At 59.5% G+C, this 20,097-nt stretch carries 17 protein-coding genes; 11 read left to right on the plus strand and 6 right to left on the minus strand.

Going from position 1 to position 20,097, the window contains the following annotated elements; genetic code table 11:
- Window positions 1–50: 50 nt before the first annotated feature.
- Complete coding sequence (ade, locus tag ACTG4M_RS06105; RefSeq protein ID WP_439122809.1) at window positions 51–1,754, plus strand: adenine deaminase; 1,704 nt, start codon at window positions 51–53, stop codon at window positions 1,752–1,754.
- On the opposite strand, the gene ACTG4M_RS06110 is transcribed toward ade, so the two are convergent.
- Entirely contained in the window at window positions 1,751–2,626 is an 876-nt protein-coding gene (locus ACTG4M_RS06110) for a LysR family transcriptional regulator (protein ID WP_439122756.1), read from the minus strand. The genes ade and ACTG4M_RS06110 overlap by 4 nt on opposite strands.
- A gap of 105 nt (window positions 2,627–2,731) precedes the next feature.
- Between ACTG4M_RS06110 and ACTG4M_RS06115 the strand changes: the two genes are divergently transcribed.
- Complete coding sequence (locus ACTG4M_RS06115; protein WP_439122757.1) at window positions 2,732–4,285, plus strand: proton-conducting transporter transmembrane domain-containing protein; 1,554 nt, start codon at window positions 2,732–2,734, stop codon at window positions 4,283–4,285.
- A 23-nt stretch (window positions 4,286–4,308) separates the two neighbouring features.
- Entirely contained in the window at window positions 4,309–6,708 is a 2,400-nt protein-coding gene (locus ACTG4M_RS06120; protein ID WP_439122758.1) for a YbcC family protein, read from the plus strand.
- A 6-nt stretch (window positions 6,709–6,714) separates the two neighbouring features.
- On the opposite strand, the gene aroA is transcribed toward ACTG4M_RS06120, so the two are convergent.
- Window positions 6,715–7,977, minus strand: a complete 1,263-nt coding sequence (gene aroA, locus ACTG4M_RS06125; protein ID WP_439122759.1) for a 3-phosphoshikimate 1-carboxyvinyltransferase — start codon at window positions 7,975–7,977, stop codon at window positions 6,715–6,717.
- A 138-nt stretch (window positions 7,978–8,115) separates the two neighbouring features.
- Here aroA and ACTG4M_RS06130 point away from each other — a divergent pair, with 138 nt between their 5' ends.
- The 5 genes from ACTG4M_RS06130 (at window position 8,116) to ACTG4M_RS06150 (ending at window position 13,353) form a co-directional block, all read left to right on the plus strand.
- The gene (locus ACTG4M_RS06130) at window positions 8,116–8,964 is read left to right on the plus strand and encodes a helix-turn-helix domain-containing protein (RefSeq protein WP_439122760.1); all 849 of its coding nucleotides are present in this window, start codon (window positions 8,116–8,118) and stop codon (window positions 8,962–8,964) included.
- Window positions 8,961–9,959: an ArsJ-associated glyceraldehyde-3-phosphate dehydrogenase gene (locus ACTG4M_RS06135; RefSeq protein WP_439122761.1), complete on the plus strand. Its 999-nt coding sequence runs from the start codon at window positions 8,961–8,963 to the stop codon at window positions 9,957–9,959. Before ACTG4M_RS06130 ends, ACTG4M_RS06135 begins: the two co-directional genes overlap by 4 nt.
- Window positions 9,956–11,221: an organoarsenical effux MFS transporter ArsJ gene (arsJ, locus tag ACTG4M_RS06140; RefSeq protein WP_439122762.1), complete on the plus strand. Its 1,266-nt coding sequence runs from the start codon at window positions 9,956–9,958 to the stop codon at window positions 11,219–11,221. Before ACTG4M_RS06135 ends, arsJ begins: the two co-directional genes overlap by 4 nt.
- Before the next feature lie 63 nt (window positions 11,222–11,284).
- A complete protein-coding gene (locus tag ACTG4M_RS06145; RefSeq protein ID WP_439122763.1) occupies window positions 11,285–12,427 on the plus strand; it encodes an iron-containing alcohol dehydrogenase in 1,143 nt (380 codons plus the stop codon).
- Complete coding sequence (locus tag ACTG4M_RS06150) at window positions 12,424–13,353, plus strand: aminotransferase class IV (RefSeq protein WP_439122764.1); 930 nt, start codon at window positions 12,424–12,426, stop codon at window positions 13,351–13,353. Before ACTG4M_RS06145 ends, ACTG4M_RS06150 begins: the two co-directional genes overlap by 4 nt.
- Here ACTG4M_RS06150 and ACTG4M_RS06155 read toward each other — a convergent pair.
- Complete coding sequence (locus ACTG4M_RS06155) at window positions 13,350–13,814, minus strand: DUF3237 domain-containing protein (RefSeq protein WP_439122765.1); 465 nt, start codon at window positions 13,812–13,814, stop codon at window positions 13,350–13,352. The genes ACTG4M_RS06150 and ACTG4M_RS06155 overlap by 4 nt on opposite strands.
- 78 nt (window positions 13,815–13,892) lie before the next feature.
- Here ACTG4M_RS06155 and ACTG4M_RS06160 point away from each other — a divergent pair, with 78 nt between their 5' ends.
- Genes ACTG4M_RS06160 through ACTG4M_RS06170 form a run of 3 tightly spaced genes read left to right on the plus strand, consistent with a single transcriptional unit; the run spans window position 13,893 to window position 16,949 of the window.
- Complete coding sequence (locus ACTG4M_RS06160; protein WP_439122766.1) at window positions 13,893–14,369, plus strand: MarR family winged helix-turn-helix transcriptional regulator; 477 nt, start codon at window positions 13,893–13,895, stop codon at window positions 14,367–14,369.
- Window positions 14,359–15,138, plus strand: coding sequence for an SDR family NAD(P)-dependent oxidoreductase (locus tag ACTG4M_RS06165; RefSeq protein WP_439122767.1), 780 nt, complete (start codon window positions 14,359–14,361; stop codon window positions 15,136–15,138). Before ACTG4M_RS06160 ends, ACTG4M_RS06165 begins: the two co-directional genes overlap by 11 nt.
- Before the next feature lie 23 nt (window positions 15,139–15,161).
- The gene (locus tag ACTG4M_RS06170) at window positions 15,162–16,949 is read left to right on the plus strand and encodes a feruloyl-CoA synthase (protein ID WP_439122768.1); all 1,788 of its coding nucleotides are present in this window, start codon (window positions 15,162–15,164) and stop codon (window positions 16,947–16,949) included.
- A 24-nt stretch (window positions 16,950–16,973) separates the two neighbouring features.
- Here the strand turns inward: ACTG4M_RS06170 and ACTG4M_RS06175 are convergent, their stop codons facing one another.
- The 3 genes from ACTG4M_RS06175 to ACTG4M_RS06185 form a co-directional block, all read right to left on the minus strand.
- Entirely contained in the window at window positions 16,974–18,302 is a 1,329-nt protein-coding gene (locus ACTG4M_RS06175; RefSeq protein WP_439122769.1) for a TRAP transporter large permease, read from the minus strand.
- A gap of 12 nt (window positions 18,303–18,314) precedes the next feature.
- Window positions 18,315–18,827, minus strand: a complete 513-nt coding sequence (locus tag ACTG4M_RS06180) for a TRAP transporter small permease (protein ID WP_439122770.1) — start codon at window positions 18,825–18,827, stop codon at window positions 18,315–18,317.
- A 61-nt stretch (window positions 18,828–18,888) separates the two neighbouring features.
- Window positions 18,889–19,926 (minus strand): TRAP transporter substrate-binding protein, encoded by a 1,038-nt coding sequence (locus ACTG4M_RS06185; protein WP_439122771.1) that lies wholly within the window; start codon window positions 19,924–19,926, stop codon window positions 18,889–18,891.
- Window positions 19,927–20,097: the final 171 nt, after the last annotated feature.

The following is a 20,097-nucleotide window of genomic DNA, read 5'->3' on the forward strand; positions in this document are numbered from 1 at the left end:
TGTGCCGCGCGTGGCTTAGACTGGTCAAAACGATAGGAGCAACGATCCGTATGTCAGACTTAACACCCTTAGAGCGCCGTATCGCAGTCGGTCGTGGTGATGCGCCCGCCGATCTTGTTTTGCGCGGTGCAAAGACGCTTGATCTGGTCACGGGTGATCTGCTGACAGGGGATATTGCGATCTGTGACGGCATGATCGCAGGCACCTGTGGCAGTTATGTCGGGGCCGAACTGCGCGATATGTCGGGCTTGATCCTTGTGCCTGGGTTTATCGACACCCACCTGCACATCGAAAGCTCTTTGGTCACGCCGTTCGAATTTGACCGCTGCGTCGCGCCGCACGGGATCACCACCGCCATTTGTGACCCGCACGAGATTGCCAATGTGATTGGCGCGGCGGGCATTCGTTATTTCCAAGAGGCAAGCGGACAAACACTCATGGACATCCGCGTTCAACTGTCGTCCTGCGTGCCGTCCACGCACATGGAAACCGCAGGGGCCGAATTGCTGGCCGCCGATCTGGACCCGTTGCGTGGTCATCCGTCCGGCATCGGTCTGGCGGAATTCATGAATTACCCCGGCGTGATCCACCGCGATCCACAGGTGATGGAAAAGCTACGCCTGTTTGAAGGCGGCCATATCGACGGGCATTGCCCGCAACTGCGCGGGATGGACCTCAATGCGTATATCGCGGCGGGCATTTCCACGGAACACGAGGCGACCACGGCCGATGAGGCACGCGAGAAGCTGCAAAAGGGGATGCGCGTCTTGATCCGCGAGGGGTCGGTGTCGAAAGACCTGCACGCATTGCAACCTCTACTGACGGAACGCACCGCGCCGTATATGTGTCTGTGCACGGATGATCGGAACCCGTTGGACATCGCCGAAGAAGGTCATCTCGATTACATGATCCGCACGCTGATCGCCTTGGGCACGCCACCGCTGGCCGCCTATCGCGCCGCGTCGCTGTCTGGGGCCGAGGCGTTTGGCCTCAAAGATCGGGGTTTGATCGCGCCGGGCAAGCGAGCGGATATCGTTGCGGTTCGGTCGCTTGACGCGTGTGATGTGCAGACCGTCTTCTGTGCCGGGGTCGAGGCCACGGCAGAGAATTTTACCAAACGGTCGAAAATTAACCCAGTCGGCACCGGTTCGATCCATGCGCCGCATCTGAGTGCTGAGGATTTCCGGGCAAAAGCCAACCGTGCCGAAACCGATGTCATTGGCATCGTCGAAGGCAAGATCATCACTGAACATCTGCACGAGACCATTGCGGTTGAAGACGGGGACAAACACCCCGATCCTGCGCGCGACCTTGTTCGCATCGCGGTGGTCGAACGGCATGGGAAGAACGGCAACATAGCAACCGGCTTTGTGCGTGGTTTCGGATTGCAGCGCGGCGCGATTGCCTCGACCGTCTGCCACGATCACCATAACATCGCTTGTGTGGGGGTGGATTACGCCGACATGGCGCTGGCCGCGAACCGGTTGTCCGAGATCGAAGGCGGGTTCGTTGTGGCGGCTGGTGGCGAGGTGTTGGCAGAACTTGCCCTGCCTGTCGCCGGCTTGATGAGCCTTGAGTCGTTTGAAGAGGTGCATGACCGATTGGTCGATATGCGCGCGGCCGCAAAGGGGCTGGGCGTCACGCTCAATGAGCCGTTCCTGCAATTGGCTTTTCTTGCGCTGCCGGTCATTCCGGCGCTCAAGATCACCGACCGGGGAATGGTCGATGTGACCAAGTTCGAGATTATTCCCTAACGCGCGGCGGTGGCCAGCAATTCCGTGAGCAGCGGGTTCGGATAGCGGCGGTCCAGCGTAACCGCGTAGAACAATTCGTGCAGGTCCAGCATCGCCGCTTGCACCAGATCGCCACGAGCCAGTTCGTCTTGCACGACGATGGGCGGCACCACAGCTAGCCCTGTGCCACGCAGGGCGAGAAGGCGGATCATTGCCATGTCGTCGACCTCGGCGGCGATTGTGGGTTTTGCTTGGACCCGCGACAGCAACGTGTCAAAGGCGTTGCGGATCTGGGTGTCGCGGGTTGGCAGGATCAGCGGGTGATCGGCCACGAGTTCTTCGAACGGGCGATTGCCGCGCACCCGGTCTGGTGTGCCGAACAGGCCGACGGTTTGATCCGCCAGTTTCTGCGTCAGGTACGGGCTGATTGCGTCGCGGGCCGGAGGGGTGTTGGTGAGCACAACATCTAGGTTCAGCGCGTCAAGTGCTGCGTATAGCTCTGCTGCGCTGCCGGATCGCAGGATCACTTCGACATCGGTGCGGCCCAGCACGGGTTCCAGAAACGTGATCTGAAAGTTGCGCGACAGGGTGGACAGCGCGCCAACGCGCAATGCGCGCGCTGGTCTTGCCGTATCGCGGAGGGTGGCAACCAGTTCTTCGCCCGCCGAAAAGATCGTGTCGGCATGATCCAGGGCGATGCGGCCTGCTTCGGTCAGGTGCAGTGCGCGGCCTCGGCGTTCGAATAATGTCTGCCCGATCCGCTCTTCCAGCTGTTTGATTTGCGATGACAATGCGGATTGCGACAGGTTCAGCCGTTCGGCCGTTCGGGTGAGGTTGCCGTCATGGGCCACGGCCCAGAAGTAGCGAAGGTGATGATAATTCAAATCTGACATTCATTCTGTTTAATAGAACGATTAGTCGCAAACAATGTATTTTTATTCATATCAGCGCCACGCTAGGTCGCTCTTCAAGATCACGTATTGAGGGGAGACCGCATCATGATCACCGCAATCCCGTTACTGGCCCCGGCGTTTTTTGCGCTTGTCGGATTGATTTATATGCGCCGCGACATGGCCCGTGGGTCGTTGCTTTTGCGTCTTGGTGAAGGCGCCGGACTGGCAGCGATCGTGGTATCTCTGGCGGCGCTAGGTCTGCTGATCGCCAACGGATCAGCCACCAGCCCACTGATTGGTGCGGCCGAAATGGGCTTTGCCGCGCGGATCGACGCAGTGAGCGTGACCATGCTGATGCTGGTCAGCTTTATCGGCTGGGTCGTGATGCGGTTTGCGGTGACCTACACCGATGGTGAGGCGAACCAGACCCGGTTTCTGGGCTGGCTAAGCCTTGGTCTGGCGTCGGTTCTTCTGCTGGTGACTTCGGGCAACCTGATCCAGTTGATCATTGGCTGGGGCGCAGTGGGTCTATGTGTAAACCGGCTGCTGCTGACCTACCCGGAACGGGCGGCGGCACAGCGGGCGGCGCGGAAGAAGGCGCTGTGTTCCATGGCGTCTGACGGAGGTCTGATCCTTGGCGCGTTTGCGCTGGCGGCAGCTTACGGCACGGCTGACATTCACACGATCATTGAGGCGGCACGCGCCGGTGAAGGCGGTGGGGCTGCGACCCTTGCGGCAGGTCTGCTGGCGGTTTCGGCGCTGTTCAAATCGGCGCAGGTGCCGACACATGGTTGGCTGACCGAAGTGATGGAAGCCCCGACGCCGGTGTCGGCGCTGCTGCACGCAGGTGTGGTGAATGCAGGTGGTTTCCTGTTGATCCGGTTCGCAGATGTGATGCTGCTGGCCCCCGGTGTGCTGAGCGTATTGGTCATTCTTGGCGGCTTCTCGGCGCTATTTGGTGGTCTGGTGATGCTGACACAGCCGTCGGTCAAGACGTCGCTGGCATGGTCGACGGTTGCTCAGATGGGGTTCATGATCCTGCAATGTGGTCTGGCGTTGTTTCCGCTGGCGCTGCTGCACATTGTGGCGCACTCGCTTTATAAGGCGCATGCCTTTCTGGCCTCGGGTGGCGCAGTTCAGCAGGTCGCGTCGATCCGGCGGCCCGGTCCGGTGGCGATCCCGAATGGCAAGGCAGTTCTTAAGGCGTTTGCCATCGCGCTGGCGATCTATGCAACGCTTGGTTTGCTGCTGGGCATCGACGGCAAATCGGCACAGGCGATTGCCCTTGGTGCAGTGTTGGTGATGGGCGTGGCCTATCTGCTGGCACAAGGCTTGGCCGATCACGCGCCCGAGGTTCTGACCCGGCGTATGGCGGTCTATTCGGTGGCGACCACAGTCAGTTATTTCGCGCTTCAATCCATCGCGATCTGGCTGACCACTGGCGCACTGCCTGCCACACCGGCACCCGGCCCGTTGCAATGGGCGCTGATGGTGCTGACCATCCTGAGCTTTGGCACTGTGGCGCTTGCGCAGGCAACCTTCCCGAACTGGGCCAGCCATCCGGCGGCACAGGGCCTTCGGGTGCATCTATCGAACGGATTTTACCTCAACGCGGTGTTTGACCGGGTGACTGGCGGCTGGTCCGCGCGGCAACGGTAATGGACAGGACAGGAGATCAAGACATGCTGACAATGGTTGAACGGTTCTCGGGTCCGGCGCTTGAAATTATGGCCGGTGCCAAAAACGCTGCCGCCCATATTCCGCCACTCTGGTCGCTTGAAGCTACGGTGGCAGTGAACCCATATGTGGGGCAGGCGGGCGAACCCTTGCAGATGGCCGCTGCGCGTCTGGCGCGGGTGGCAGGTGTCCGCACGGTGCCGGAGCGGGCGCATTTCAAAGCAAAGTTCGCGGCGCATGAGTTGAGTGTTGCCGACCTTGAGGCAGGGCTGGCTGACGTGCCAGAACTGACAGCGACGGTGGAAGACCTTATCGCAGCAATGGACAAGACGGTTGTTACGCCTGAAATCCTGCCAACGCTGGCCGATCTGGCCGAAGAGGTTTCGGACATCAACTGGCCCGACTTTGTTGCTGAACGGATCGGTCACTGGGCGGGCGGACACTACGACACGGGTCAGGCATTGTGGCCTGCGCCGAAGACACGCGCGTGGCTGTCTTGGCGGTCGTTTGCGCAGCGCGATCTGACGCCCGAAATTTTCGGTCTGACCGGGTTCGCGTCGCGGGTGGCGGGCATGTCAATGTCCGCACGTGGCGCGCTGACCAAATGTGCTGAGGATATGGGCATCACGGCTGAGGCCTGTGAAAGCTACTTCCACACACTGCTAATGCGGCTAGGTGGTTGGGCGCAACTTGCTTCAGGTGAAGCCTTCCGTGCAGACCTTAAGGGCGACGGCAACAACGACATCACCGACCTGTTGACTGCCAAGTTGGTTTTCGAGGCGGCGTTGCTGGCACGGTACAAAGACAAGATCGGCGCGCGGTGGCAGGAGGTGCTTGAGGCGCACGCCCAGCCCATCGTGCCCAATGAGGACGATCTGATCGACGCGGCACTTCAGGCGGCAGCAGATCACGCGGCTGCGCGGGCTTTGGACGATACCTTGGCGTTGCCGGGGTCGGACAAGACGGACGTGCCCAACGTCCAGGCTGCGTTCTGCATCGATGTGCGGTCCGAAGTGTTTCGGCGGGCGCTGGAAGCGTCTGGAGACGGTATCGAAACAATTGGCTTTGCAGGCTTCTTTGGCATCGCGGCGGCGCATAACGACTTTGCCTCGGACGTGCTTGAGACGCGGGGTCCGGTGTTGATTAATCCCGGTGCGACCTCGGCCGCGACCGACCCGCAAGACAGCGACATGCTGACCCGTGTCGCCAAACGGGTGACGCGCGCTTGGGGCCGGTTCCGGCTGGCCGCTGTTTCGAGCTTTGCGTTTGTTGAGGCAACCGGTCCACTTTATTTGGGCAAGCTGGTGCGCGATTCACTCGCGCAAAAGCACCCAAGCCTTGGCACAGGTCCGGCCCCAGCCTTGGCAGACGGGATTTCGCTTGATGACCGGATCGGCATGGCGGCGTCGATCCTTGCGGGTATGTCGCTCAAATCTGGATTTGCAAAGGTTGTTCTGCTCGCCGGGCATGGGGCAGGGGTTGTCAACAACCCGCATGCCAGCGCGCTGCAATGTGGGGCGTGCGGTGGCCATGCAGGTGACGTGAACGCGCGGTTGGTTGCTCTTTTGCTGAACGACGCCGATGTGCGGGCGGGGCTAGTTGCTAAGGGCATCGAGATACCAGAGGACACCCTGTTCCTGGCAGGTCTGCATGACACGGTGACGGATGAGGTGATGCTCTACGAAGATGATCTTCCCGCCGGTCATACCCGGGCGGCGACCATTGCGTCGCTCAAGCAAGCGCTGAAGATCGCGGCCAAGGCGACGCGGGCCGAACGCTCGGCCCGGTTGCCGCGCGCCACTGATGCAGCAGCGGTCATGGAGCGAGCCAAGGACTGGTCGGAAACGCGGCCCGAGTGGGGGCTTGCGGGCTGTTCTGCGTTCATTGCGGCCCCTCGTTCGCGGACAGCTGGACGGAGCCTGCGCGGGCGGTCGTTCCTGCATACCTACGACTGGCAGCAGGACACCAACTTCCAAGTGCTGGAGTTGATCCTGACCGCCCCTGTGGTCGTGGCAAGCTGGATCAGCCTGCAATATTACGGGTCATCCGTGGCACCGGATGCGTTTGGGGCAGGCAACAAGCTGCTCCACAACGTGACTGGCGGGATCGGTGTGGTCGAAGGTAATGGCGGCGTGTTGCGTGGTGGATTGCCGTGGCAGTCGGTGCATGATGGTGAAAACTTCATGCACGATCCACTGCGGTTGTCGGTGGCGGTTGAGGCACCACGCGAGGCGATCAGCGAAATTCTGGATCGGCACGCCGGTGTGGCGGCGCTGTTTGACAATGGCTGGCTGAAACTTTTCGCGATGGACGATGAAGGCCGGCTTGGCTGGCGGTACACCGGAGGTGGCGAATGGGTGTCTCTGCGCGGAGACAAGGACGCACCGCTAATCGCGGCAGAGTGACCGCCGTCAGGGCTGGGTAATGTCGACAGACACGCCCAGCCCGCGCAGGACATCCCAGTAATTTGGGAATGTCTTTGACACACAATAGGGGTCTTCGATCCGAACGCCCTGAACCTTGATCGCGGCCAGCGCAAAGCACATGGCGATGCGGTGGTCGGCGTGGCTGTCGATCAGGCCGTCGCTGACATGGTTGGACAGGGCCGGGTCCGCATGCACGATCAGGTCATCGCCTTCGACAGAGGCCAGACCGGGTCGCACCTGTTCCAACCCTTTATGTACGGCGTCGATCCGGTCGCATTCCTTGACGCGCAGGTTTTCGATGCCGGTAAAGCGTACAGGCGTTTCGTTGAACGCCGCGAGAACGGCGAGGGTTGGGATGGCGTCTTGCATTTGTGAACCGTTGATCGTCGCGGGCATGTTTGGGAAGGCTGCGATCATGTCATAAGCCTTGGCGTCGGGCTGGTTCATGTCGCCGGGGGCGGTGCCTATGTCGATATTGCCGCCAGTCAGCTTTTCAGCCGCCCAGAGATAGGTCGCCGCACTTGCGTCGGGTTCGACGTGGTAATCGGCGGCGGTGTAGCCGCCCGGTGCCACAACGATCTGGTTCTCAGACGGGAAGCTGACGGTCGCCCCAAAAGCACGCATGACCGCAGCAGTGATGTGCAGATAACCCACCGCACCGATCTTGCCGCCGCCAATGGTGATGCGGGTTTCCCTGTCACCCATCGCGGCCAGCATCATGATCGCCGAGATGTACTGGCTCGACAGTTTGCCGCTGACTTCGATGTCGCCACTGTTGAATGACCCGGTGCCTCTGACGGTCACGGGAGGGCAACCGGTTTCCGATGTGGCCTCAACTCCCATTGCCTTCAATGTGTCGAGCAAGGGCGCAATAGGGCGCTTCTGCATGTGTTCGTCGCCTGTGACGGTGGTGGTGCCGTTCACCAATACGACAGCAGCGGTCAGAAAACGGGTCGCGGTACCTGCATTGCCGAGGAAGAGCGGCTCAGTCGACGGATCAAGAGTGCCAGAGCCGGTGACCTCGACCGTGGTTTCATCCAACTCGGTGATGCCCACACCCATCGCGCGCAAAGCGGTCATCATGTAATGCGTGTCGTCGCTGCGCAGGATCCCTGTCAGGCGGCTGGTGCCACGTGCAAGCCCTGCCACCAAAAGCGCGCGGTTGGTCACGGACTTGGAGCCGGGAAGGGTCACGCGGCCTACCAGTGGCTGGGTCACGGGGGTGATCTTGGCGATGGGCAGCGACATGGCGGTTCTCCGGTCGGAACGTCAAATGCGGGTTTACGGGTTTTGCCGCGCGTCGCAATCCGAAAGTCGCAGTGCATGGCGCAGGCACATGGTCAAACGACTCATTGACTGGCGCAATATTTTCATTATTCACGAAATATGGAAATAAGAATCGCCTCGCAACTCTCGACACTGGGTCATCCGCAACGACTGGCCATCTTTCGCATGCTCGTGCGGCGGACGCCGGATAAGGTGCCGGCTGGTGAAATCGCAGACGCCTTGGACATCAAGGCGTCCACGCTCTCGGCGTATCTGTCGAACCTGCTGGACGCCGGATTGCTGAGCCAGACGCGGGTTGGGACATCGCTTCGTTACAGTGTGAATGTAGCAAATGTGCAGGGAATGCTGGATTTCCTGCTGCTCGATTGTTGTCGGGGCAGACCGGATATGTGCAGCCCGCTGGCATCGGGCTTTGAACAAGGAATGATGGATATGTCTTTCAAAAAGTTCAGTGTTCTCTTTATCTGCACCGGCAATTCGGCGCGGTCGATCTTTGCTGAAACAATCCTGCGGGACATGGCCGGAGATCGGTTCGATGTCTATTCTGCAGGCACCAAACCCTATTCTGAATTGAACACGATGGCGGTCGATGTGCTGCGCCAAAAGGGGCACGACGTCTCCGGCTTGAGCGCCAAGAACGTGCAGGAATTCCTAGCCCAAGATGCGCCGAAGTTCGATTTCGTGTTCACGGTCTGTGATCAGGCCGCCAACGAGGATTGCCCGGCGTGGTCGGGTCAGCCGATCAGCGCGCATTGGGGCATGGTCGATCCGGTCAAGGCCAGCGGGTCAGAGGCTGAACGCAGTCTTGCCTTTCAAGTGGCCTACGGAGCGCTGCGCAATCGGATTGGCGTTTTCACAGCTCTGCCCATGAACACGCTTGACCGGATTTCATTGCAGAAAGCGGTCGATGATATTGGACAAATGACGGAAGAGGATGCCTCCGCATGACAACCTACGCGCTGAACGGGCTTGGCCGCATTGGCAAGCTTGCCCTGAAACCCTTGTTGGAGCGGGGGGCGAAAATCGCGTGGATCAATGACGCGGTGGGTGATCCTGAGATGCACGCGCATCTGTTCGAATTCGACACCGTGCATGGGCGTTGGAATGCCGCGTTTTCGCATGACGCGGACAGCATCACCATCGACGGTGTGCGTCTGCCGTTTATTGGCACATCCGATCTGTCCAAGCTGCCGATGGACGGCATAGACGTGGTGATTGACTGTACCGGCGTTTTCAAAACTGAGGCGAAAATCGCACCCTATTTTCAAATGGGAGCGAAGAAAGTCGTAGTCTCGGCCCCGGTTAAGGACGGGGCAGCAGCGAATATCGTCTACGGTGTGAACGACGACATCTATGATGCTGAAACGCATGATATTGTTACCGCGGCCAGTTGTACGACCAATTGCTTAGCACCCGTTGTGAAAGCCTTACACGAAGCGATTGGAATAAGTCACGGGTCTATTACGACAATTCACGATGTGACCAATACGCAGACCATCGTGGATCGCCCCGCTAAAGATCTGCGCCGCGCGCGGTCGGCGTTGAATTCGCTGATCCCGACAACCACGGGAAGCGCCACGGCGATCACGCTGATCTATCCCGAGCTCAAGGGTCGTTTGAACGGCCATGCGGTGCGGGTGCCGCTGCTGAACGCGTCGCTGACTGATTGCGTGTTCGAGATGGACCGCGCGACCACGGTGGAAGAGGTGAACGCGCTGTTCAAGGCGGCAGCGGAAGGTCCGCTCAAGGACATTCTGGGCTACGAAGAACGTCCGCTTGTTTCGACCGACTACACCAACGACACGCGGTCGAGCATTGTCGATGCGCTGTCCACTATGGTGATCAACGGCACACAGGTGAAAGTCTACGCGTGGTATGACAATGAGATGGGCTATGCACACCGTTTGGTGGATGTAGCGCTGATGGTGGGCGGTCGGTTGTGAGCAAACCCGAGGGACTTTCGGCCTATATAGCCGTCACTGTAGCCTATTGGGCATTCATGCTGACCGATGGTGCGCTGCGGATGTTGGTGCTGTTGCACTTTCACACGCTTGGCTTTTCGCCGATCCAGTTGGCGTATCTGTTTGTGCTCTATGAAATCGCCGGGATGGTCACGAACCTGTCCGCCGGGTGGATCGCGGCGCGGTTTGGATTAACCTCGACGCTTTACGCAGGGCTCGGATTGCAAGTGGTGGCGCTGCTGGCACTCGCGCAGTTGGACCCGACATGGGCCATCACCGCCTCGGTCGCGTTTGTCATGTGTGTGCAGGGCACGTCAGGTGTGGCCAAGGACCTGGCCAAGATGTCTTCGAAGTCAGCGGTAAAGCTGCTGGCGCCAACCGAGGGCGGCGGGCTGTTCCGATGGGTGGCTATACTGACCGGATCGAAGAACGCGGTTAAGGGGTTGGGATTCCTGCTGGGTGCTGCGCTCTTGGCGACGATGGGCTTTGTCGTGGCGATCTACGCGATGGCAGCGGTTCTGGCGGTAATTTTGCTGGCGATCATCGTCTTCATGCCGTCGGGCCTGCCGAAAGGGCGCAAGGGCGCGAAGTTTTCCGAGGTGTTTTCGAAATCCGCCAATGTGAACTGGCTCTCGGTCGCGCGGGTCTTCTTGTTTGGGGCGCGCGATGTGTGGTTCGTGGTCGGCATCCCGATCTATTTCTACGCGGTGCTGTCGGACGGAACCGAGGCAGGCAATCGCGCGACGTTTTTCCTGATCGGGACGTTCATGGCGGTGTGGATCATTCTGTACGGGGTCGTGCAGGCCAACACGCCAAAGCTTTTGCGGGCGGCTAATCGAAGTGAGGGGGCGCTGATCGCGGATGCGCGCAAATGGGCTTTTGTGTTGTGCGCTGTGCCCGTTACGTTGACCGTCGCGGCGGTCCTGTCGCCTGAGCCGCAGACGTGGCTAACGGTAACTTTGGTCATTGGGCTGTTGGTTTTTGGGGCGCTGTTCGCAGTAAATTCGGCGCTGCATTCTTACCTCATCCTTGCTTTCACCCAAAGCGAGCGGGTCACGATGGATGTGGGCTTTTACTACATGGCCAATGCGGGCGGGCGTTTGTTGGGGACGGTGCTGTCTGGCCTCAGTTATCAGATCGGCGGCTTGCCATTGGTGTTGGGCACCGCGTCCGCGATGGTGGCTTTGGCCGCGCTGGCCTCTGGACGGTTGCGGGTCGAAGCAGGAGTGAAAACGGTGGCCTAAGCTCTCGACACCCGGTCGGAAGACAGGCACATCTTTGGCAACGATATGCCCACAGGAGTGCCCATGACCGCCTTTGCCTTTGCTACAGCAGACATGATCCGGTTCGGACGGGGAGAAGCGGCACAGTCAGTGCCAGCCTTGGCTGCCTTGGGTGCGCGTGTCCTTCTGGTCACGGGGGCAAACCCGTCGCGGGCTGATTGGCTAAAGCAAGCGCTTGAGGGAGAAGGCGTTGTGGTGACTGGTTTCGTGGTCGCCAAAGAGCCGGATGTTGGGCTAATCGAAAGCGGCGTTGCGGCTGCGCGTGAGGCAGGGGTGGGAGCCGTGATCTCAATCGGAGGCGGTGCAGTGGTCGATGCGGGCAAGGCGATTGCTGCGCTGGCCCCTGCGACCCGCCCGATGCTCGACCATTTGGAAGTGGTCGGTAAGGGCATGCCGCTGGATGTGGACCCGTTGCCTTTTGGAGCCTTGCCTACCACTGCAGGTACCGGAGCGGAGGTGACCAAGAATGCGGTGATCGCGGTGCCCGAGGCGCAGCGCAAGGTGAGCCTGCGCGACCCGCGTATGTTGCCCATGTTGGCGATTGTTGATCCGGCCCTGACAGACAATTGCCCGCGCGGTGTGACATTGGCGTCAGGGCTGGATGCGGTGACGCAGGTGATTGAGCCGTATTTGTCGTCCAAAGCCAATCCGTTGACTGACGCGATCTGTCGCGATGCGATCCCCAAGGGGCTGGTGGCGATCCGGCAGATCATGGCGGGTGAGGATCCTGAGGCGCGGGATGCGCTGGCTTGGGTGAGCCTGTGCGGTGGGCTGGCGCTTGCCAATTCTGGTTTGGGCGTCGTGCACGGATTGGCCGGGCCGTTGGGAGGATTGTCGAACGCGCCGCATGGAGCCATTTGCGGTGCACTCCTGCCGCATGGGCTGCGGATGAATGCAGAAGCCGGAGATGATCTTGTGCTTGCAGCGCGGATTGCCGAGGTGCAGGGCTGGATTGCTCAGGTCTTTGGCAGTGCACCGGCAGATGCGTTTGCTGCCCTGCACAACTGGTCGCGCGAGGCTGGTTTGCCAGGGCTGGATGCGCAAGGGATCAGCGATGCAGCACGGGCGCAGGCGGCCAAGGACGCGGTGAGTTCATCGTCAATGAAGGCGAACCCTGTCGCTTTGACTGAAGAACAGCTGTTGGACCTGATGGAGCGGGCGCGATGATCGATCATACGACGACCCACGACGCTGAAGAGGATGCGCGCAACCGCGATATCCTTATCTACATCAACGGCGAACTCTATCCGAGGGACGAGGCCAAGGTCTCGGTCTACGATTCCGGGTTTCTTTTGGGCGACGGGATGTGGGAAGGAATGCGCCTATATGACGGGCGCTGGGCGTTCTTTGATGACCACATGGACCGTTTTTTTGACAGTTGCTACGCAGTGGGCCTTGATGTCGGCATGGACCGTGCCGGGATTGCAGACGCGCTCAAGATGACGGCTGAGGCGAACGGGATGATCACGGATGTGCATTGCCGTTTGATGCTGACGCGCGGCACCAAGGTAAAGCCATTCCAGCATCCAAGTTTGTCGCGTTCTGGTCCAACGCTGGTCATCATCATGGAGCATTCCAAACCTGCCCCGGAACTTCAATCGCAGGGCATTCGTCTGGCGTCTGTCCCGCAGGTGCGCGGCTTGCCGCACAGTCAGGATGCCAAGTTCAACAGCCACTCCAAGCTGAACTGCGTGATCGCTTGTCTTCAGGCCGAAGCAGCCGGAGCGGATGAGGCGTTGATGCTGGACCCGCATGGGTTTGTGAACACCACCAATGCCTGCAACTTCTTTATCATCCGAAAGGGCGAGGTTTGGACGTCGACCGGCGACTACTGCATGAACGGGGTCACGCGGCAGAAGGTGATCGACCTGTGTCGCGAGAACGGGATCCCGGTGTTTGAAAAGAACTATTCGCTTTACGAGGCGTATTCGGCGGATGAGGCGTTCCTTACGGGCACGTTCGGCGCGCAAACGCCCGTGGCGTCGATTGACGGCAAGGTGATCGGAACCGGTGATCTGCCGGTGACGCATCACATTCGCGCGCTTTATAAACAGGCGATTGCCCGCGATATCGTTGTGCAAAACGCGCTTTAAAGGATTGCGTAAAGATTGACCTGAACGCTGCTTTGATTGCGAGCGCCGACGCCAACAAACAGCGTGCGGTTGACCCAATCATAACGCGCATCCCCGGTTTCCAGCCGCGCATGGGTGCGCATGTAATAGGATGCGGGATCAACCACTTCGCCGCGCGCAACAGCCTCCAAAACCTCTTTCGGGCCGTGGCGAAAGCCGTAATTGATGATTTCGATTGTCGCGCCGTCGTCGGTCTCCATGGCGTAGCGGGTGTCCAGTTCGGCCAGACCATTTGCAAAAATCGTTTGCCAATCGGCCCCCAGATTCAGGATTTTCCCGTTCAGGCGAGGGCCTGTCACGCGGCCACCAACGATTGGAATGATGCGCCGTGCGCCGGCGCGCCCTGATCCCATTTCGCGGATCGGATCGAGCGTCACCTCTAGCGTGCAGACGTGATCAAGCTTGGGATGAGGCAGGTCCATAAGAACCCTTTCCGACATAAACTGTTTACTAGATTAACAATATGCGATATCCCTGCGCTGGACAATAGGAGATGAAATATGGCTTCGGTTCGCAAGGCAGATCGACGGGATTCAGAGGAAACCATCGCCGAAACGCCCGACCTTGAAGAGTTCATCGGCTACAACCTCAAACGAGCCTATGTGATCGTGCAGGCCGATTTTCGGCAGGCGCTGGGCGAAGACGGGTTTGCCCCGCGCGTGTTCTCGGCGCTGTCACTGGTGGTGCAATATCCCAATGTAACCCAGAGCGGGCTGGCGCGGATGCTGGGCATCGAACGCTCTGGTCTGGTTGCCATCGTGGATGAACTGGAAGGTCGTGAGCTTTTGAAACGGACCAACGTTCCAGGGGATCGCCGAGTGCAGGCTTTGGTACCGACAGATAAAGGCGCACGGGTCTATGCCGAGGCGCGGGCCGCTGTCAGGGCGCATGAAGACCGGCTGCTGGCGAATCTCAGCGACGACGAAAAAGCGACGTTGATGGAGCTCTTGTCCAAGATCCGGGCGCATGAGGACTGATATGTTGGATTGGGCCGGATATGGAGCGATTGTCACAGGCGGTGCGTCAGGTCTTGGGGCCGCAACAGCGCGGCGGTTGGCCGATACTGGTCTGAGGGTCACCCTGTTCGACACGAACGATACACTTGGCGCACAGCATGCCTCGGCCATTGGCGGGGCCTTCGCACATGTCGATGTTGGGGATCCTGCTTCGGTTACAGCAGGGATCGACGCCGCGGTTGTGGCGCATGGCGTGCCCCGGATTATGGTGAATTGCGCAGGCATTGGCGGCGCGGCAAAGACCGTGTCGCGGGGCGCGGCACATGACCCGGATCTTTTTGAGCGCACGTTGCGCGTCAACCTGATGGGCAGTTTCAACTGCGCTAGCCAAGTGGCCGCCCGTATGGTGGCAGCCGATCCTCTGGGCAACGACGGCGCGCGCGGCGTGATCGTGAATACCGCCTCAGTAGCGGCGTTTGACGGGCAGATCGGCCAGTTGGCTTATGCTGCGTCTAAAGGTGGGATCGTGGCCATGACACTGCCGATGGCGCGCGATCTGGCGGACAAGGGCGTGCGTGTTTGTACAGTGGCACCCGGTTTGTTCCTGACGCCATTGCTTCATGAATTGCCTGAAGACGTGCAAGCCTCATTGGGCGCGCAGGTGCCGTTTCCGTCGCGGCTGGGCGATCCGGCGGACTTTGCGGCACTTGTTACGCATATCACGCAAAATCCGATGCTGAACGGCGAAGTAATACGCCTTGACGGAGCCATCCACATGGCGCCGCGGTAACGGTTTCCAAGGGGAGGGGGACCATGAATATCAAAGCAGATTTGGGCGACACGGATTTGTGGCAGCCAGAGTTCGAGATTGAAACACGGGCTGATGGCACCATTCTCATGCGTCAGACCGGCGATCTGACCGACTATCTTCCAACGTTAGCGGATTATCTCGATAAATGGGCCGACCAGACGCCAGATCAGCCTTGGATTGCGCGACGGGGTAAGGGCGGCGAGTGGGTCAAGATCACTTACGGGGCTGCCCGTGATCAGGCGCGCTGCATTGGGGGGGCGTTGCTGGCGCTGGGGTTGGGGCCGGACCGGCCTTTGTTAATCCTGTCGGAAAACAGTCTGGAGCATGCGCTGCTCGGCGCCGCCTGTTTCTATGTCGGTATCCCCTATGCGCCCGTTTCCCCTGCCTATTCGCTGGTGTCCAAGGATTACGGCAAGCTGCGGGATATCGCGACGACGCTCGCACCTGGTGCGATCTTTGCCGACAACGCCGCCGCCTTTGCTCCGGCACTCAAGGCCATTGCGGCTGAGGGGCGTCCTGTTTTGGCGGTGCGTGATGCTGTCGAAGGAGCAATCCTGTTCGAGGATCTTCTTAACGGCGACGCGGCACTGGCTGAAAAAGCGCGGCGTGAGGTTCGTAGCGACACCGTAGTGAAGTACCTGTTTACCTCCGGGTCGACCGGTTCCCAAAAGGGGGTGATCAACACCAACGGCATGATCTGCGCTATGGAAGCGATGGTGCGGGATTGCTACCGTTTCGTCACAAAGGCGCCGCCTGTGGTGCTGGATTGGGCCCCGTGGAACCATACTGCGGCGGGCAACAAGGTGTCATACCTGGTTTTGACCAATGGCGGCACCTACTACATTGACGACGGCAAACCGGCTCCGGGCAAGTTCGACGAGACGCTGCGCAACCTGCGGGACATCTCGTGTACATGGTACTTCAACGTGCCAATAGGGTGGGACATTCTGGTCGAGCAGCTTGAGCAGGACGATGTTCTGGCACAGACCTTTTTCAAAGATCTCAAGATGATGTTCTATGCGGGTGCTGGTATGGCGCAACACACATGGGACCGTCTGCGCGCTATTGGTCGCAAGACCACCGGGCGTGAAGTGTTGTTGTCCACATCCCTGGGTGCAACGGAAACCGCACCATTCGCGCTGTCCTGCACCGACGTGCAAGAGAAATCCGGCAATGTCGGCGTGCCCGCCAAAGGCCTGTCGATGAAGTTGGTGCCCAATGGCGGCAAGCTGGAACTGCGCCTGAAAGGGCCGAACATCACGCCGGGCTATTACGGCGATGCAGACAAGACCCGTCAGGCGTTCGACGACGAGGGGTATTACTGCATGGGCGACGCGTTGCGCCCGGCGGATCCGAACGATCTGACCAAGGGGTTCTTTTTCGACGGGCGTGTGGCTGAGAATTTCAAGCTGAGCACCGGCACATGGGTGGCTGTCGGCGTCGTGCGCGCGGCGTTGGTTGATGCGATGGATGGATTGATCCGTGATGCGGTTATCACTGGTGAAAACGCGACCGAGCTGGGGGCGTTGGTGTTGTTGTCCGAGCGTGCGGCAAAGATGCCCAAGGGCGATTTACGGACTGCGTTGGCAGATAAGCTGGAACAGGCTGCAAAAGCGGCGACTGGGTCGGCAAGTCGTGTGCGGCGCATTTTGGTGCTCACCGACACGCCCAGCTTTGACAAGGGCGAGATCACTGAGAAAGGATCGCTGAACCAGCGGGCGATGCGCAGCAATTTCGCAGGCGCAGTGCAGCAGTTGTACGCAGATGGTCCGGGTGTGATTGCGGTCTGATCTTCGCCTTGTTGGCGCATCAGGTCACAGTGCGTCAATCACCCAGACCAGCCAGAGGGTTATCGGCGGGAAAGCCGCGAGAATGATCACGCGGACCATGTCAGTCAGGACAAATGGCAAAGCGCCCTTGTAGGTTTGACCGATTGGCGTTTCCCTCGCCATCGAGTTGATGATGAACAAATTCATCCCAACGGGGGGCGTGATCAATCCGACTTCTACCACGATCAGAACAAGGATGCCGAACCACAGACCAAAGTCATTCGCGCTCATACCGAAGTCGAGGACGGACATGATTGGAAAAATGATGGGTACAGTCAGAAGGACCATCGACAGGCTGTCCATCACGCATCCAAAGACAAGATACATCAGCAGAACGATGGTCAGGACGAACCATGGTGAAAAGCCCTGATCCCCAACCCAGACAGATGCGTTCTGCGGCAATTGAGTGAGCGACAGGAAGTTGTTGTAGATGCCTGCGCCAAGGATGATGAGAAAGATCATTGCCGAGGATGCCGCTGTCGACAGGATCGCCTGATTGAGCTTGGACCAGCTCATTTGGCCAGAAGCCAGCGCGATCACACCAGTGCCGGTGGCGCCTACGGCGGCGGCTTCGGTTGGGGTGAAGATACCGGCATAGATGCCGCCTACGACAGCGACGAAAATCAGGATCACGGGCCAGACCTGACCCAGCGCAGTCAGGCGTTCGCCCCACGGCACGCGGTCTTTGACAGCAGCGCTGTTGGGCGACACGCGGACCCAGACAGAAATCGCAACCATATAGCCGATGGCGGCCAAGATGCCCGGGATCAGCGCTGCGACAAACAGCTTCTCGATATTCTGTTCCGCGAGGATCGCGTAGATCACAAGAATGACTGAGGGTGGGATCAAGATGCCGAGCGTACCCCCAGCGGCAAGCGCGCCTGTGGCCAATGATCCGGGATAGCCATAGCGGCGCAGCTCGGGCAAGGCGACCTGTCCCATCGTGGCAGCGGTGGCCAGTGACGATCCGCAGATTGCACCGAAGCCTGCACATGCGCCAACGGCTGACATGGCAACGCCGCCCTTGCGATGACCCAGAAAGCTTTCGGCGGCGCGGAAGAGGGCGGCGGACATGCCCGATAGTGTCGCGAATTGGCCCATCAGCAGAAACAGCGGGATAATCGAGAAGGAGTAGTTGGAAAACGTGCCGTAAGTGAGTGTCTTCAGTTGGTTCAGCGTCATCATTGATGACCCGATCACCAAATAGGTGCCGCCGACACCCACACCAATCATCGCCAGCGCGATGGGTGCGCGCAGGAACACAAGGACCAGAAGGACCGGGAAAGACCAGAGGGCGAGTTCGATATTGGTCATGCTGTGTATGTCCTAGTCCGGTAGTCCGGCGATGCGCCGACCGGACCGCACCACGCAAAAGGACGCCACAAGAATAAAGCCGACGGCGCCGACAAGGCTGGCGGCATAGCCTTGCCAGACCGGGATTTGCGCAATCAGGGTGGTTTCGCCAAAAGACAGTTTGTCCCGCATACCGAGATAAAGTCGCCACGTGCCAACGGTTGCCACCACCAGCATCGCCAGATTGAACAGCAGATCAAGAAACCGGTCCATCGTCCGAGGCATCACGGGTTGAAACAAATCGACCCGTGCGTGCGCTTCGGTGAATTGAGCCCAGGGGAGAAAAGCAAAGATCGCGGCAGCCATGCCAATTTCTGTCATGTCATAGATGCCGCGGATCGGACCGATGCCAAGATCGAACGGCACCAAAGCGCGTCCGGCAATCGACACACAGGTCAACACAATCACGCACAAAAGAACTGCGCCACCCGCAAGTGCGAGGACTTTTGCTATAAGCTCGATAATGATGTGAAGTCGCCGGTACATTCCACCCCCAAAGAACGGGGGCCGCTTGGGACGGCCCACCGTTTTTGTCTGCTCGAAATGATTAACCGCCGTGTTTGGCGATCAGGGATTTGGCCTGTTCGATCAGGGCCGCGCCATCAATGCCCTTGGCATCCATGTCTGCAATCCAGCGCTCGATCACCGGTTGAGACGCTGCCTTCCAACGTGCGACCTCGGCCTCGTCCAGTGTGACGATTGTGTTGCCTGCTTCTTCGGCAATCGCCTTGGCCGGGGCGTCCATGTCCCACATCACCTGCGTCGCAAACGCCGACAGCTTGGCGCCCGATTCCGCATCGAGGATCGCGCGCAGATCGTCAGGCAGGGCTTCGTACTTGGCCTTGTTCATCACCAAAACGATTGCGGCGGTATAGAGTGATTCATCGCCCGAGAATTCGGTGTGGTTGCTCACCAGTTCCGACAGACGGATCGCGGTGGTGACTTCCCACGGGATCACGGTTGCCTTGACGACGCCTTTGGACAGCGCCTCGGGAATCGCGGGCAAGGGCATGCCAACCGGTTCTGCGCCCAGTTCGGCCATCAGATCATTGATGATCCGGGTCGGTCCGCGCAAGGTGAGTCCTTTCATGTCCTCGAGGCTGGACACGCCATCCGTCGAATGAATGAGGCCGGGGCCGTGAACCCATGCGCCAAGAACCTTCACATCCTTGTATTCGTTGCTCTGGAAGTCGGTCTCGACCATTTCCCAATATGCCTTGGCCGTCGCGACCGGATTGGTCATCATAAACGGCAGTTCGAACACTTCTGTGCGCGGGAAGCGGCCCGGGGTGTAGCCGACAACCGTCATGGACAAATCGACCACACCATCGCGCGCCTGATCCATCAGTTCGGGCGGGCGTCCGCCAAGCGACATGGCATCGAAATGTTCAATCTTGATGCGCCCATCCGACGCTTCTTCGACCTGCGCGGCCCAAGGTTTCAGGATCTGCGCGGGTACCGGAGCGGGCGGCGGCAGGAACTGGTGCAGTCGCAGTGTCACATCTTGTGCGTAGGCTGCACTGGACACGGCAAGTGCTGCTGCGGCCCCAAGCAGGGCGCCTTTCAAAAAGGGTCGTCTTTCCATGGTAAATCCTCCCAGATTTGTCGTGTTTGACCGTGTTATCTTTCAAAACACTCCGTTGCATTAGATCGGTTCAAGCAAGGAGCGGAATGTCACCATTGGTCAGGTGGTGGTACTTTACGTGCATTCACGATGTCTCATCGCGTCTTGCGTTGGCTCTGATCGCCAAGTTTT

Source organism: Marivita sp. (genome assembly GCF_965656765.1).
Taxonomy (GTDB): domain Bacteria; phylum Pseudomonadota; class Alphaproteobacteria; order Rhodobacterales; family Rhodobacteraceae; genus Marivita.

Excerpts from the sequence above, each read along its gene's own strand:
- ACTG4M_RS06165 (WP_439122767.1), top strand. The coding sequence starts at position 14,359 with ATGAGGACTGATATGTTGGATTGGGCCGGATATGGAGCGATTGTCACA.
- ACTG4M_RS06160 (WP_439122766.1), top strand. The coding sequence starts at position 13,893 with ATGGCTTCGGTTCGCAAGGCAGATCGACGGGATTCAGAGGAAACCATC.
- aroA (WP_439122759.1), bottom strand. The coding sequence starts at position 7,977 with ATGTCGCTGCCCATCGCCAAGATCACCCCCGTGACCCAGCCACTGGTA.
- ACTG4M_RS06145 (WP_439122763.1), top strand. The coding sequence starts at position 11,285 with ATGACCGCCTTTGCCTTTGCTACAGCAGACATGATCCGGTTCGGACGG.
- ACTG4M_RS06130 (WP_439122760.1), top strand. The coding sequence starts at position 8,116 with ATGGAAATAAGAATCGCCTCGCAACTCTCGACACTGGGTCATCCGCAA.
- ACTG4M_RS06110 (WP_439122756.1), bottom strand. The coding sequence starts at position 2,626 with ATGTCAGATTTGAATTATCATCACCTTCGCTACTTCTGGGCCGTGGCC.
- ACTG4M_RS06135 (WP_439122761.1), top strand. The coding sequence starts at position 8,961 with ATGACAACCTACGCGCTGAACGGGCTTGGCCGCATTGGCAAGCTTGCC.
- ACTG4M_RS06150 (WP_439122764.1), top strand. The coding sequence starts at position 12,424 with ATGATCGATCATACGACGACCCACGACGCTGAAGAGGATGCGCGCAAC.
- ACTG4M_RS06155 (WP_439122765.1), bottom strand. The coding sequence starts at position 13,814 with ATGGACCTGCCTCATCCCAAGCTTGATCACGTCTGCACGCTAGAGGTG.
- ACTG4M_RS06115 (WP_439122757.1), top strand. The coding sequence starts at position 2,732 with ATGATCACCGCAATCCCGTTACTGGCCCCGGCGTTTTTTGCGCTTGTC.
- ACTG4M_RS06180 (WP_439122770.1), bottom strand. The coding sequence starts at position 18,827 with ATGTACCGGCGACTTCACATCATTATCGAGCTTATAGCAAAAGTCCTC.
- ACTG4M_RS06120 (WP_439122758.1), top strand. The coding sequence starts at position 4,309 with ATGCTGACAATGGTTGAACGGTTCTCGGGTCCGGCGCTTGAAATTATG.
- ACTG4M_RS06175 (WP_439122769.1), bottom strand. The coding sequence starts at position 18,302 with ATGACCAATATCGAACTCGCCCTCTGGTCTTTCCCGGTCCTTCTGGTC.
- ACTG4M_RS06185 (WP_439122771.1), bottom strand. The coding sequence starts at position 19,926 with ATGGAAAGACGACCCTTTTTGAAAGGCGCCCTGCTTGGGGCCGCAGCA.
- ACTG4M_RS06170 (WP_439122768.1), top strand. The coding sequence starts at position 15,162 with ATGAATATCAAAGCAGATTTGGGCGACACGGATTTGTGGCAGCCAGAG.
- ade (WP_439122809.1), top strand. The coding sequence starts at position 51 with ATGTCAGACTTAACACCCTTAGAGCGCCGTATCGCAGTCGGTCGTGGT.